At 36.0% G+C, this 13,439-nt stretch carries 13 protein-coding genes; 4 read left to right on the forward strand and 9 right to left on the reverse strand.

Annotation, left to right across the window (positions count from 1 at the left end):
- The 4 genes from GNP95_RS18535 to GNP95_RS18550 all read right to left on the reverse strand — a co-directional run.
- Positions 1 to 303: hypothetical protein (locus GNP95_RS18535; RefSeq protein ID WP_196427244.1), on the reverse strand; the 303-nt coding region annotated here is incomplete at its 3' end.
- Positions 304 to 519: 216 nt separating this feature from the next.
- On the reverse strand, positions 520 to 780 hold the full coding sequence (locus tag GNP95_RS18540; protein ID WP_155612351.1) for a DUF6809 family protein: 261 nt from the start codon (positions 778 to 780) through the stop codon (positions 520 to 522).
- On the reverse strand, positions 731 to 1,198 hold the full coding sequence (locus GNP95_RS26275; protein WP_230873909.1) for a hypothetical protein: 468 nt from the start codon (positions 1,196 to 1,198) through the stop codon (positions 731 to 733). Before GNP95_RS26275 ends, GNP95_RS18540 begins: the two co-directional genes overlap by 50 nt.
- 361 nt (positions 1,199 to 1,559) lie before the next feature.
- Positions 1,560 to 1,865 carry a DUF6809 family protein gene (locus tag GNP95_RS18550; protein WP_155612352.1) on the reverse strand — a complete coding sequence of 102 codons (306 nt, stop codon included), beginning with the start codon at positions 1,863 to 1,865 and terminating at the stop codon, positions 1,560 to 1,562.
- Positions 1,866 to 2,025: 160 nt separating this feature from the next.
- On the opposite strand from GNP95_RS18550, the gene GNP95_RS18555 reads away from it, so the two are divergent.
- Positions 2,026 to 2,244 carry a helix-turn-helix domain-containing protein gene (locus GNP95_RS18555; protein WP_155612353.1) on the forward strand — a complete coding sequence of 73 codons (219 nt, stop codon included), beginning with the start codon at positions 2,026 to 2,028 and terminating at the stop codon, positions 2,242 to 2,244.
- Between the two features lie 65 nt (positions 2,245 to 2,309).
- Here the strand turns inward: GNP95_RS18555 and GNP95_RS18560 are convergent, their stop codons facing one another.
- From GNP95_RS18560 to GNP95_RS18575, 4 genes are all read right to left on the reverse strand, one after another.
- Positions 2,310 to 4,244: an SMC family protein gene (locus tag GNP95_RS18560; RefSeq protein WP_155612354.1), complete on the reverse strand. Its 1,935-nt coding sequence runs from the start codon at positions 4,242 to 4,244 to the stop codon at positions 2,310 to 2,312.
- The gene (locus tag GNP95_RS18565; RefSeq protein ID WP_155612355.1) at positions 4,241 to 4,717 is read right to left on the reverse strand and encodes a hypothetical protein; all 477 of its coding nucleotides are present in this window, start codon (positions 4,715 to 4,717) and stop codon (positions 4,241 to 4,243) included. The genes GNP95_RS18560 and GNP95_RS18565 overlap by 4 nt, the downstream gene beginning before the upstream one ends.
- Complete coding sequence (locus GNP95_RS18570; protein WP_155612356.1) at positions 4,711 to 6,006, reverse strand: SIR2 family NAD-dependent protein deacylase; 1,296 nt, start codon at positions 6,004 to 6,006, stop codon at positions 4,711 to 4,713. Before GNP95_RS18570 ends, GNP95_RS18565 begins: the two co-directional genes overlap by 7 nt.
- Before the next feature lie 189 nt (positions 6,007 to 6,195).
- Positions 6,196 to 9,618 carry an AAA domain-containing protein gene (locus GNP95_RS18575; RefSeq protein WP_196427245.1) on the reverse strand — a complete coding sequence of 1,141 codons (3,423 nt, stop codon included), beginning with the start codon at positions 9,616 to 9,618 and terminating at the stop codon, positions 6,196 to 6,198.
- A gap of 567 nt (positions 9,619 to 10,185) precedes the next feature.
- Here GNP95_RS18575 and GNP95_RS18580 point away from each other — a divergent pair.
- From GNP95_RS18580 to GNP95_RS18590, 3 genes are read left to right on the forward strand one after another with little or no spacing between them, the layout of a single operon-like run.
- A complete protein-coding gene (locus GNP95_RS18580; RefSeq protein WP_155612358.1) occupies positions 10,186 to 10,725 on the forward strand; it encodes an ATP-binding protein in 540 nt (179 codons plus the stop codon).
- Positions 10,722 to 12,221 (forward strand): PIN domain-containing protein, encoded by a 1,500-nt coding sequence (locus GNP95_RS18585; RefSeq protein WP_155612359.1) that lies wholly within the window; start codon positions 10,722 to 10,724, stop codon positions 12,219 to 12,221. Before GNP95_RS18580 ends, GNP95_RS18585 begins: the two co-directional genes overlap by 4 nt.
- Positions 12,199 to 12,570 carry an ASCH domain-containing protein gene (locus tag GNP95_RS18590; RefSeq protein WP_155612360.1) on the forward strand — a complete coding sequence of 124 codons (372 nt, stop codon included), beginning with the start codon at positions 12,199 to 12,201 and terminating at the stop codon, positions 12,568 to 12,570. The genes GNP95_RS18585 and GNP95_RS18590 overlap by 23 nt, the downstream gene beginning before the upstream one ends.
- A 325-nt stretch (positions 12,571 to 12,895) precedes the next feature.
- Here GNP95_RS18590 and GNP95_RS18595 read toward each other — a convergent pair whose 3' ends face one another.
- The gene (locus GNP95_RS18595; RefSeq protein WP_155612361.1) at positions 12,896 to 13,426 is read right to left on the reverse strand and encodes a hypothetical protein; all 531 of its coding nucleotides are present in this window, start codon (positions 13,424 to 13,426) and stop codon (positions 12,896 to 12,898) included.
- Positions 13,427 to 13,439 lie beyond the last annotated feature (13 nt).

Consider the following 13,439-nt stretch of genomic DNA (forward strand, 5'->3'; position numbering starts at 1 on the left):
TGTATTCATTTGCTTAATAGGAGTGTCTGGTTCACTACTTATCAGCTTCATAAATTCATCCGAATTGGCTTCATTCCTATATTTTGTTGATAAATTTAATAATTTAACAAGTTCCAACTGTTCACCAGCATAGTCATTCTCTACAATATAAGGGTTTTGGACATTATTATTTACTTCATTGTGTTCATTATTCTGATTACTCGAACGTGAAGGGCTAGAGACATTCTGTCCATTAGAACATGCTGTTAGAAGAAATATACATAAGGCCAATAAATTAACCATTTTATAACAATTCATTTTCATTAGTAATCCCCCTAAAGACCTCAAGAATTTGGTGTACATAAAATGCTAACATCACACTCTTTTTATCGTAACCATTATATAACATTACTATATCCTTTTTAAGTCATAAATGAGATAAAAACCAAATAAGTCTCTCATCACGAATATGTCAATGCAGCTTACACAGCTATTGAAGAAGTTTTACTCTATCAAGCTATCAAATTTGCACATGCCAGCTTATGTAATGAAAATTGTAGTTATCCTGTTTGCGATAAGCTCCACCCCATGATCGAGATGGATTTCAATGATCATAACCGCTCCCAGCTTGAACCCGTAGGCGAACGCTGCCGTCACTTCCATGCTCTGAATTTGCTGCTCTAAGTCCAACAGTGCCTCAAGCTCGGCAAATTCGTCACTGGACAGCTTCTTCTTCCAGACTTCTATTTTTTCAGACAGTTCTCTGCCCTTTTTGCGATACAGGGGATCTTTGGAAACCAATTGTTCTTCGGGTATGAGATGACCGTAGTGCTTCGGTCGCGTTGTACTTTTTCATCTCATTCGAAATCAGCACGCGCTGGTAATCACTCTCCTCGGCCTGATACAACCGGAACTCTCGATTCTGCACCAGCTCAAACGGCAGATTGTACACATACCGCGTGAACGTGTCCATCGACGTCATGAACTGCTCCGTAATATGGGCGTTCCAGTCCATCTCCTTCTCTTTGACCACCTCCGCCGAATACGGATAGTAATACAGCACAATGATCATGACCGGAAACAGCAGCACCAGCAAATAGGAAATCAATAGCTTGGTCAGTAAATTGATCTTGCTCTGATTTCCCCCAGCTTGAATTAACTTCTTAGGACCCACCTTGTTCTGGTTCACCTTGCTTATATTCAGTTCGGTTTTCCCCAAGCCGATCTCACCTTCCTTTTTGAAGTTCCTGTTAGTAAAGAAAATATAAGAAGAAATTGAAATTTACAACCATTTCTTTGGACTATCTGGGATAGCGGTGGATGTAGGCAACAAAGAAGTTTGACAGCGATCTAGCTGCGAGCGACCCGACCGCTATGTGGCCTGTGACCTGCAGCCTCCGATAGTAGCAAATATGGCTTAAGTCAGCCTTGCCGCTGTGTGACTATATTATAAATGCAGACGTAGAGAGGGGTTAGAGAACATGGAAGGAATTTGGGGGGACTTAAGGGTGAAGAGGTATTGATTAGGGGAGCTAGGGCTTGATTGTGTCGCCAGGTCGGGTAGGGTTAAGCTGGGCTACTCAATATTCATCATCATGTTTAGAGATATTGCCCACCCCATGATCCAGGTGAATTTCTATGATCATAACCGCCCCCAGCTTGAAGCCGTAGGTGAACGCCGACGTCATCTCCATGCTCTGGATTTGCTGCTGCAAATCCAACAGCGCCTCAAGCTCGGCGAATTCATCGCTGGATAGCTTCAGCTTCCAGGCTTCTATTTTTTCAGACAGTTCCCTGCCCTTCTTGCGATACATGGGGTCTTTGGGAACCAATTGTTCTTCGGGTACGAGATGACCGTAGTATAGGGATTCGAGTAGGGATTGCATGGGGGAGGCCTCCTTTTAGGGCGGGTTCATTAGACAATCAAGAATCATATATAAACCCGTTTTACGATACGCATCCACGTACCACTAATGAAATCATTATACGTTACGCTTATGCGTATAGTCAAGTTGGGAATGATTCCATTAGGGGTGATTTTAAAAAATGAAGAAGAAAGTTGTCATAAAAATAGGAGAACTCACCAAAAAACATAATATTTCCTTACGAGAATTATCCAGGCTATCTGATGTCAGGCACGCTGCACTAAGTGAACTGTCGAACGGTAAACGAGAAAGCATCAGCTTTAGTCACATTGAAAGAATCGCGGAGGCGCTAAATATTAGTGATATTCGGGAGATTATTGAGTTGGTAGAGGAGGAATAAATAAACCACCCGAGAAGGGTGGTTTTATATGAAAAGATACAACTGTTTAGGAAGTAGGTTAAGATTTATTTGATTTCATTTGCATCCTCATCTATTAAGCCGTGTTTCCCATTATAAAAGGTATATTTTGTATAAAGTCTATCGAATTTCTGAGGAGGGGTATTTTCGACAAGTATAATTTGATGGTTAGCACCCAACTCAATTAATATTTTATAAAACTCTTCATAGACTTCAGGATCTTTTATACTGTCCTTATGACTAAGAGAATCTTCTAGCTTGCTATGCTCGTTTTCATCCTTCTTCAATGTCCCTACATACTTACTTATCGAGTCTAACATTAACAATCCAGGATGTCCTTCTGCATAACCTGCTTCCTTACTATTAAGTATAGCACCTAAAAAAGAAAGCTGCATGCTTTCTAATAAACCTCCACTTTCATGAGCGTAGACACTAGCTCCGTTATAATACGGTATATATTCATCTCTATTGATAAAGGTACCGTCCAATAACTCATATTTTAATCTACTCATGTATTTTTTATATTCACTATCGAGAAAATTCAAAATCTTGTCCTTCTCCCCTCCTTTCACTTGTAAGGCTGCTAGTTTTTCCTTTAATTTATCTTCTTGAATTTCTAATGTTTTAATATAATTTTCTTTTTCCTCAATTTTATTATACATTCTTATACTTTCTTTAAGAACTTCTTGATCCTTAGTTAACCTATTTATAATGCTGTTTATAGTTTCAATTTGAGAAAGAAAAGGTACATCTGTCTTTTTACTAAATACTCGAATTGCTTCATCAAAAATTTCACGTTTTTGATTTAATTCTGATATTTCTTTATTTATTTCTACTAATTTCTTTTTTTCTGTGTCTATTAGTCCTGATACTAAAGTTATCTTGCTATTAATCTCTTTTTTTACTTTTAGCAACATTTGCTCAGTCTCATTACCTTTGCTTTCATCGTTATGATTGTGTTTTATTTCAGAATTACACAAAGGACATTCAAGTGTTTGATCAAAAATCACTAATTTATAGTTAATGTTTAAGGTTTCTTCAACTTCCGAAAGTTCTACTCCATACTCTTCTAATAATAAATTTTTAGAGGCAATGGATAAATTCAACAATTTTTCTTCTTTTCTAAGACTAAATATTTCATTAGAAATATTCTCTAAGTCACTTTTCAACTTGATATACAACTGATTTTCTTTATTTTCATTAGATTTACTATTCAATATAACATTATCTTTTTCTTTTCTTTTTTCCTCTATTTCTCTACTAATTTTTTCTATGGTTAGATGTAATTTAAAGGGATCCTCTGCATCTCTATCTTTCAGGTAAGATTTTAAACCTATAAGTTCTTTTTTAGTTTCCGATATTTTATTTTGAACCTCAACTAACTTTTCGCTTAAAGTGTCTTTATCAACATCAATCAAGTTAAACATCATTTTAAAAGCATGGAGATTTTTATTTGCCTTAAATACATTACTTTTCTCTAAAAAATTTCCTGTCCCTAAATCATGTTGGTGTATATATACATATCTAAATATATCTCTAAATGATACTGTATCTATTTCCTTTTCCGTACTATGCTGCTTATGCCTGATTAATTTGTACTCATTTACACCTAACTTTTGCATTAAAAATTGCATAGCTTCTTTTATATCTAAAATCTTTGGTGTATATTCATCTAAAGCTATAAATTGACAAAAATATATATTTATCTTATCAAACTTCTTTTTTAAAGCTCTATTAAATGTCATTATCTCGTCATTAATAGATAATTCAACAAAAACCTCATCGCAGTAATTATCCAACTCTGTCTGAACACTTAAATCTATTTTGCTTCTTTTCCCAAGGCAGTAATCAATAAGGCTTAGAATTAAAGATTTTCCTGATGTTTTCTCACCACTAATAATTGTTAAACCTTCATTAAACTCGATTGTTCGTCTATACGATATTCCTTGTATAATAAGTTTTTTTATTACTATACGATTCAAAGTTTCCCCTCCTTTAATTTCTTTGAATTTTCACTAGTGAATTTCACCAATTCAAATGTCTCTAAGTACTTTTCTTGGAGCTCTATAAAAAATTCTGATTTGTTTTCTTCAAAAAATCCCCTACCTTTTATTGTTATTTTAAATTTAATATCCTCAGGTTTAGTAAAAACATTCGCATTCAATTCCAACAATCCTAATTTTTCCATACTGATCAAAAGTGGCTTGAATCTTGCCTGAAATCTAAAATATAAATTAGGGGACGTAATACAATCGTTACCACCAAATATTCCAATTAAGTTATAATTAACAAGTGCAAAGTAAAACAAAATTTCAGAAGCTTTTATATATCTTTGTCTTTTAACTGATAATGCGTATATTAAACAAAGTATTTTCATAATATCTAACTTATCGTTCTCAAATAATAATTCTATTGATGATGGGACAGATGAATATTGAGATTTATCGATTAGCATCTATTCTCCCCCCACCATACCTTCATTTTTTCATCATCAGCTAAAATGTGAATTAATCCCCTAGTCTCATCTTCATCGGCTAAATTATTATTAAGTAATTGTTTTATTCTACCATAATCTAAATTTTCTAGACTCGAATGAACAATGGTCAAAAATTCTTCACTATTCCCATGTTTTTTGTAAGTATCTACATATCTTTCTTTGTATTTAATAAACACCTTTCCTAACATGGCATCTATAATATTTAATGGTATTCCTGCTTTCTTTAATTCTCGAATATATTCTTCCGACGCAACATAGAATGCTGAACTAAGCTCAATCAGGGATTGATCAATATTTTCAATCTCTAGCTTTTTATAAAATAAGTTATTAGCCATATTCTTATTAAAATCATCGATTCCTGCACCCACAACAATCGAGTTGCCTAGTGTTTGATTTTCTTGACTTTGTGGATTATTCAAGTTGGTCTGTTTATGTCGATTCAATTGTTCTAATATTTTCCTAATCTCGATTGCATGCGTAGATTCCGAAGTTTTATATGGTATCGTAAGTAAACCATACTCTTCTCGGAGCTCCTTTATTTTTTCTTGTGTGGGATCAGCTAGAATTATATAGTGTTTAGACATAAAAAATTGTCTATGCTCTCTTATTAATGTTCTTATAAATTGATCATCAAATGAAAAACCCATAAAAAGTAGTTTTTTTGATCCTGTTATTAATTGCAATAAACTTTCATATTTTTTATCATTATAGAGAGTTCTATAACTATCTCTACTAATGACTATTGTTCCATAGTTGGAAGTCGTGCCATGAAGTTGAAGTACTCTTCTTTCATCAAATAGATTTTGAATATTAAATTGTATATCTTTCAGTAATATGGGGTTCAATTTGCATTTAAGATACTCCTGTAAAATATTTTCATAATTAGTTGTTAAATAAAGATTAAAGTCCATTTTTTGTAAGTCAAAATAATTATGTAATAATTCATTTTCGATCATTTCTATTCTAGTATTGATGGTATTTGCAATATGCTCTTGAATATCCTCTTCTTGTACTGTTGTGTAATTCTTCAAGGTATCAATCGCCTGCCAGTAATCATATCTCTGTAAGTCTTTCTCAACTGCTAACTTTACAAAGTCCAGATCATCTACAGCGTACTTGTCGGCTATGGATCTAATTAAGTTACTCCAATCGGGAACATTAAATGGAATAGATAAACCCGCTCCAATAAACGGAACAATTTTATTGTCGGAATAATCCTTGCATAAATCTTCTAAATGTACACTCATTAGTAACTCCTCTTTCTAATTTCTAATGGTTATCCCTATACTTATTGTTTAATAATACCAAATGGCTTTAGAAGCTTCCAGTACATATGACCTATTCTCAGTAGCACAAGACACTAGTTGATTGTGACCATATATCCAGGCATCTATTAGTTCTGTAATACATTGCTACAGAAAGGTTTTTTTGACCACCTAACCCGAAATCCTCTGCACCAATTTCCTCTTATCCAAATCTTCCCTGATCTTCCCAATCATCGCTCCAACATCCGGGCCGCGATAGACCAAAGACGTCTCATAATAACACCACTGATGAGATGGGTTCCTCCTGGCAGATAGCCAATTGAAGGAGCCTTCAATCAAGACATTGGTATCCACCCACAACGCCTTACTATGGACTCTGTCGGTCAGATGTAGCTGTACCCCGTGTTCCTGCAAAATCTGTTTGGCTTTTACATAAGTATACTTAAGCTCACTCTTATTGTAGTTTAATGCTTCGTTTGTATATACCGACACCGTGATGCCACGCTGCACAGCTTCATCAAACAACGGCTGAAGCTGATCAGCTTCAATAGCGACTGACGATAGGTACGGGGAGACAATATGAACCTCTTGGTTAGCCGATTGAATGCAATCCCGAAGAAGTTGTTGGTGAGCCTCTAGTTCATGAATATGCTCGACGGGTGCACCGTAACGGGTGTTAAAGTAGTCCCCCAAATCAATGTTCTTGATTTCATTTTCCTCTTTGGCAAATAAATACTTAGCAAGCAAGCCTGATGGTGTCGGACTAGCAGGAGAGAACACTCTCATATCGCCAAACACAAGAAAGCTGTCCCTCGCTCTGGATACAGCCACGTTCAACATCGAAACCCCTTGGTCGAAGAAGTACCCTGAAGAGTGGTTACTGTCGTACACCGGAGAAAATAAGACGATCGGGCGTTCATCTCCCTGTAATGTATGTACCGTACCCGCTTTTACTCCTTTCAATCCTGCACGTTTTAACTTATTTAGGAGTAACCATTTCTGAGAAGAAAACGGAGTTACAATGGCAACAATGTCCTCGATCCGAGTTAGCCCCTCTGACGAGTAGTATTCCAAAAGCTTATCCTTATTTCGGTCAATCCAACTGACAATCACTTCCGCTTCGAGTTTATTCTCTAGGCTGCCTCCTCGTTTCCGTGAAGTACCCGGAATATGAGCGTATCCCATATGCGGTAGTAAGTAATCTTTGATCGATTTCCGCTTAGGTTCCAGTTTCCCGTGATAAGCCAGTTCATTGCAGTAGGCAATAATTTCAGGTACGCACCTACGATGCTCTGTTAACAAAAATCCTCCATCCGACTCCGAAATAGTATATTTAGTGTGTCTTCTGGCAATTTCCATGACGGAGCCGCAAGACGCCGGGATCCCTGTAATTCTTAGTTCATCATAAGCGTCGGGGTCTGTCTGCAATCCATATCGTTGTAAATTGCCCATATCCACCGTAATAGGGATGCTCCAAACGGGCTGTATTTGCAAAGTATCTCCGACAATAATCGCCTTCTTGGCTAAGGCAAAGGAAGCCCCAGCAACTTCAGGTACAACTTGCCCAGCTTCATCAATAATCAGCATATCAATATACTCATACATGGGATGCAGCCTCGCTTGATATGCACTAAAAAAAGTAGGTAACATATATAAGGTTGTGACAAAACAAGGCGTTAACTTGGCCAATCTCCTCCACAGTAGTGCGCGCCCTTTCTTTCCATTTTTCCGATTATAGCTCGGATCCGATAGCATTCTTTCCGTTTCTAACAACCATTGACCTTCCCAATAATGAACGGCGAGCTTAAACGCCTCATAACGGCTCGTTCGATCCAAATACTCCAAATAGGTCTCTTCTCCTTGTATCGAAAGGGTAGATGCGACCTCTTCCCATTTATTCTGCGCTGTTACATATTCCTCATATTCCTTCTTCACTTCCGACAACTGCGCTTCTGCCTGCTCCCTCTTTCCTCTCAACCTGTTGCGGCTGTCTGCGAACCACATATCAATTTGCTCCTCTTGGGGCATATCGGGTAGTTGGTTAAGGGAACAAAAGAGTAAGTTCCTTAATTGCTTCTTGCGAATAGCTATATTTTTGACAACGGGAATTTTAAGCAGCAAAGGGATCCACCAGGGTTCTTCCAAAAGAAACTTCTTCCACTCGACCCGTGTCTTCTCTAGTTCAGCCAATTCCTCTATTGCTCGATTTACATGTTCCGTTCGTTCTTGAATCACATTTTGAATACCTTCGGGATACTTGGCCTTAATAGAAACTTCCAATTCTTGATACTTAACATGGGTGTTTACAATATCTTGAATTTCTTGTGATACTTTAACAAGACTACCGTGCAACAAGTCGATTGCATCATCGACGGTAACGATATCCGCTGCAAAATATTGAGAACATTTTTCCAAATAGTACTGGGAGGCTTGAGCTAGGAATTCCGTCGTTTCAATGTGCTCAAAGTAACCCCGAAATCCGCCTTGTCCAGTCATTACGGTTAACCAGTCTTCATCTTCGTGTTCGTCTTTGAAGGAAGATCTCAAATAAGATCCGTAGCTCGTAATATCGGGAATCCATCGACCGGAAAGGGGATTCTCCCCCACTTCATTCACTTTTCCAAAGCTTCCAATAACATTAGTAACCGCATTGTTATTTGTAGAAGTCACGACAATGACTGGCGGCTCCATTTTATGAATTGCATGGTGAACAACAGAAGTGGCGACAACACTTTGTAACAATGTCGTTTTTCCTGTCCCCGGCGGGCCATTGACCGCTATCAAATCCCCATCGTTTAGCAGCGTTGCATGATGCATAGCCTGTCGCTGCGAGTTGGAAAGGTAGAACTGATTACTCATCTGCCCATAGTGACCAATAGAAAGCTTCTCGGAATCTATCTCCTTCAATGCAGGTAACGGAGGTTGACTTTCTATGCTTGCAAACGTTAGCTGCAAAGGCGATTGGACTTGGTCTATCTCGATATTGCCGTAAAGATCCTGTATGGCTCTCGAAGTTCCAGTGACAAGATCATTGATGAAAAGATAACTTTCATCAGATAAACGATACTGTTCATGTGTCCACTCCGAAAGGAGTGAACCCGTGACATTATTAAATAATTCGAGAGAGAAGTTTAAATAATCCGCCCAGCTTTCCCGGTTTACAGATCGTGTTGAAAGATACTCATCCACCTGATCAACATTCCCCATCGGTAAAACTTCAGTTTCACTCGGTTCCAGATAGTCCCTGCAAATCCAGGGCGTATATCGTGGGTGAGGCTTTAATGTTCCGGATACATCTAGTAAGGCCGGAATCCATAATGGAGCAATAGCTTCAGGTAATCTATAGTTGATCGTGCTGCCATGCTCTTTTTTTACATAAGTTACGGCAGGGCACACTACCACATCAAAAATCTTCTTCTTATCCTTATCCTTACACTTGGAAATAAACTGCTGTACGGTATCCGAGGATACGACACCTTTCTCAATTGCATCATATTCAATTAAAAACCCACTGGGCTTCATCTTGTTAAAATTCGGATCCAACCAGTCCGCATCGGCTAAGCTGTTTCTCCAATACTTCAGTATGTTCATCATGGTCGCCATTCACCCTTCCATGCCTAAAGCTCTAGTTAGGGGTACTTTCGACAAACCTCAGGGAAATCCTTCCTAATCTGATAGATTGGCGTTAGGTCAAGTGGACCTCTTTCTATCACAAGCGAAGGCATCCGGCTCAATCAAACCATGGAACCGTAGTAACATTTTTTCTGGCAAGTGACCTCAGCATTTTTCACTCCCAATTACAAAAAGCAAGGAAGCCCCAGGCAACTTCTAGTATAAATTTCCATGCTTCATCAAATGATCAACATATAAAAATATTCATATATCGGATGCGGGGCTTCTCTTGATATCTGAATAATATACAGGAAACAGAATAATATTGTGACAAAACAAATCCCGGTAAATCCTTCCTCTGTAAATTAGCCAAGTAGATGGTTACTAAATTGATAAGTTATTTGATATGTATAAAGATGAAACGATAAATATGTTTCTATTTTTATTCTAATAGTCTCATCTCATTCTTCTATAAGAACGCATGGTAATAAACGACTAACCATGGTATCATCTGGGTATATAGTAATATTTGCGAAAGGAGATTAAATATTGAAAGGTTTAATTTTTATAGGTGGTGTACACGGAGTAGGTAAAACCACTATTTGTGAAAGTTTGGTTAATACATATCAAATACCTGCTTACTCTGCAAGTAATATAATTTCAAAATTAAAAAAACAAAACTTACCATCTGAAAAACTGATCCCAGATATAGATATTAACCAAGCACTACTTATTGCGGGTCTAAAAGATATTAAGGCAATGAAGAATATCTTTTTTCTGGATGGCCATTTTTGTTTACTAAATGAAAAACGTGATATTTCAAAAATATCCGACCAAGTCTTTCAGCAAATAGAACCTATTGCCTTCATTATTGTTACTGATACTGTAAGTAGAATTGTTGAACGTCTTAAAAGACGTGACAATATTGATTACGAATTTAATCTTATTGAACAATTTCAAAATGAAGAAATTCGCCACGCTGTATCCCTATCGCATAATTTAAATATTCCACATTATATTTACAATCAAAATTTGCATTCAGAAAATGACATACATAAATTTATCACCGAACTAGGAGTGGTAAAATGAAAGTGTTACTTGATACTAATATCGTGATTCATCGTGAAACCAGTAACGTAAAGAAGAATGATATTGGAGTTCTCTTTAGATGGCTCGACAAACTAGGTTATACGAAATGCGTTCATCCGGTAACTGTTGAAGAAATTAAAAGATATGAAGACAAACAAGCCGTTAGCTCTATGGTCATTAAACTCGATAGTTATCATCTCATGAAAACTCAGGCCCCAATAACTTCAATGGTTACTAGTATTTCAAACGAATACGATAAAAATCTGAACGATATAAATGATACTAAGCTATTAAATGAACTAGCAGCTGAACGTGTTGATATGTTAATAACCGAGGATCGAAAAATAGCCTTAAAAGCTACTAAACTGAACCTTTCTGCTAAAGTATTTACGATCGATTCCTTTTTAGAAAAGGTAACTAATGAGCATCCTGAATTGATTAATTATAAAGTTCTTTCAGTTACAAAAGAGTACATGGGAGATATAAATCTAAACGATCCATTCTTCGATAGTTTGAAAGAAGACTACCCTGGTTTTGAAAAATGGTTCAATAAAAAGGCAGATGAAATAGCTTATATTTGTAAAATGGATGATAATGTGGCTGCTTTTTTGTATTTGAAAATCGAGGATGAAAATGAAAACTACTCCAATATATCACCTCCATTTTCTAAAAAGAAACGTCTGAAAATTGGAACATTTAAAGTGACCATGAATGGATACAAACTTGGAGAACGATTTCTAAAAATTATTTTTGATAATGCATTAAGGTTCAGAGTTGATGAAATTTACGTTACCATATTTGATAAGAGCATGGAGCAAATACGACTAATTAATTTACTCACAGATTTTGGATTCACCAAGCATGGTACCAAGGATGATGCAGAATTAGTCTACATACGGGATTTCCAGCCAGCGTTTGATGACATGAATCCAAAATATACATTCCCATTTCATGATACAAACAAAGAAATATTTATTACTCCAATATATCCGGAATACCATACGAATTTATTTCCAGACTCTATATTACGTACAGAGTCACCAGAAGATTACATTGAAAATGAACCTTTCAGGAATGCAATAAGTAAAGTTTTCATTTCAAGATCGATTGAAAGGAATCTCAACAAAGGTGACATTATTGTATTTTATCGAACTGGAGGGTACTATGAGAGTGTGGTTACAACGTTAGGCATCGTTGAAAGCATTATCACTGACATTAAAACTCCCCAACATTTTATAGACTTATGCAAGAAAAGAAGTGTATTTAGTGATAAGGAACTGCTTGAGTTTTGGCACTATAAAAAGAGCAGACCCTTCATAGTTAATTTTCTCTATTCCTATTCTTTTCCAAAGCGAATAAACATGAAGAGACTTATTGAATTAGGTGTTATCCAAAGCGTTCACGCAGCTCCACGAGGTTTTGTGAGAATCACATATCAAAATTTTAAGGACATCTTACGGGAGGCACAAATTGATGAACGTATTATTATCAATTAAACCGGAATTTGTGAACAAAATATTTTCAGGACAAAAAAAATATGAATACCGTAAGACTATTTTTAAACGAAAAGACATCAGTAGGGTCGTGGTTTATGCAACTGCGCCTATTAGTCGTGTAGTTGGTGAATTTGAAATTGAATCTATTCTTTTTGATGACATAGACTCTCTCTGGCAAGAAACTAAGAACTATTCGGGAATTGATGAACATTTCTTTTTTGAGTATTTTACGAAGAAAGAAAAAGGATATGCCATAAAAATAAAGAGCTATAAAAAGTATTCTAAAACAAGAGAGCTCGGTGACGTTTATCATTCAGTTCCCCCCCAATCTTTTGTATATATCGATTAATTTAAACCCGATATATCTTACTTTTATTGAGAGATAGTTACTCTAGCTCGTATGCCTGACAAGTAAAAGTGGAAACTTCTGAATTTCTAGTTAAAACAACCATACTACTCTAATACATTATTTTTATTATAAACATGCTTAAGAAGAGCAGTCATACTGCTCTTCTTAAGCATGTGTTCTCTCAACTTCCTTCTTTGTCTTTTCGTTATACCAGATAAAATGTCTATTCCTTGATGACATAAAAACCTTCGGTTAATAGTTATTAAATCATGAAAACGGGATTCTATTTTAACTGTCTACGGTATGAAGAAATACAAAACCATCATTATTTCTTTCTTTTTATTATCCAAAAGCCGTCTTTTTTTATTTTTATTGATCTGTACAAGTCGTAATCTATAACACTTTTATAACCAGGATTTTTAGGACCTGGATCATATATAGTTACAATATTTGTTTGAGGATTGTAATCAGTAATTATAGAAACATGACCTACTCCGGTAGCTTCTCGGTGATGTAAAAAATCATAGTCATAACCACAAATCACGTAAACATCTTCCGAAGCCAACTGATTTAGTTGAGTTTCATATACCATATCATCAATTTCATAAATCGGTAAATAATCCTCTATCATTGGAATTTTGTACTCTTGAAAAAATTGATTTATAGAATTGTCTTTAATAATTATTCCTAATTTATTATCATCTTCAACATATTCCATATTGCTGGTAACGAGATTACTGTTATCTTTTTGATCAATTGGAAGATTAATTCCAAAAAAATCTGCAATAATTTGCTGATTGATGTCGCGATTAAATTCGTTTTTAATTATTATTTGTAAAAGAGCAGCTACACACAAATAAGGTTTAGAA

Source organism: Paenibacillus woosongensis (assembly GCF_009725165.1).
Lineage (GTDB): Bacteria > Bacillota > Bacilli > Paenibacillales > Paenibacillaceae > Fontibacillus > Fontibacillus woosongensis.

What these genes read in the sequence shown, in the direction of transcription:
- GNP95_RS18585 (WP_155612359.1), top strand. Translation starts at nt 10,722, where the DNA reads ATGAAAGTGTTACTTGATACTAATATCGTGATTCATCGTGAAACCAGT.
- GNP95_RS18575 (WP_196427245.1), bottom strand. Translation starts at nt 9,618, where the DNA reads ATGATGAACATACTGAAGTATTGGAGAAACAGCTTAGCCGATGCGGAC.
- GNP95_RS18565 (WP_155612355.1), bottom strand. Translation starts at nt 4,717, where the DNA reads ATGCTAATCGATAAATCTCAATATTCATCTGTCCCATCATCAATAGAA.
- GNP95_RS18590 (WP_155612360.1), top strand. Translation starts at nt 12,199, where the DNA reads ATGAACGTATTATTATCAATTAAACCGGAATTTGTGAACAAAATATTT.
- GNP95_RS18555 (WP_155612353.1), top strand. Translation starts at nt 2,026, where the DNA reads ATGAAGAAGAAAGTTGTCATAAAAATAGGAGAACTCACCAAAAAACAT.
- GNP95_RS18570 (WP_155612356.1), bottom strand. Translation starts at nt 6,006, where the DNA reads ATGAGTGTACATTTAGAAGATTTATGCAAGGATTATTCCGACAATAAA.
- GNP95_RS18550 (WP_155612352.1), bottom strand. Translation starts at nt 1,865, where the DNA reads ATGCAATCCCTACTCGAATCCCTATACTACGGTCATCTCGTACCCGAA.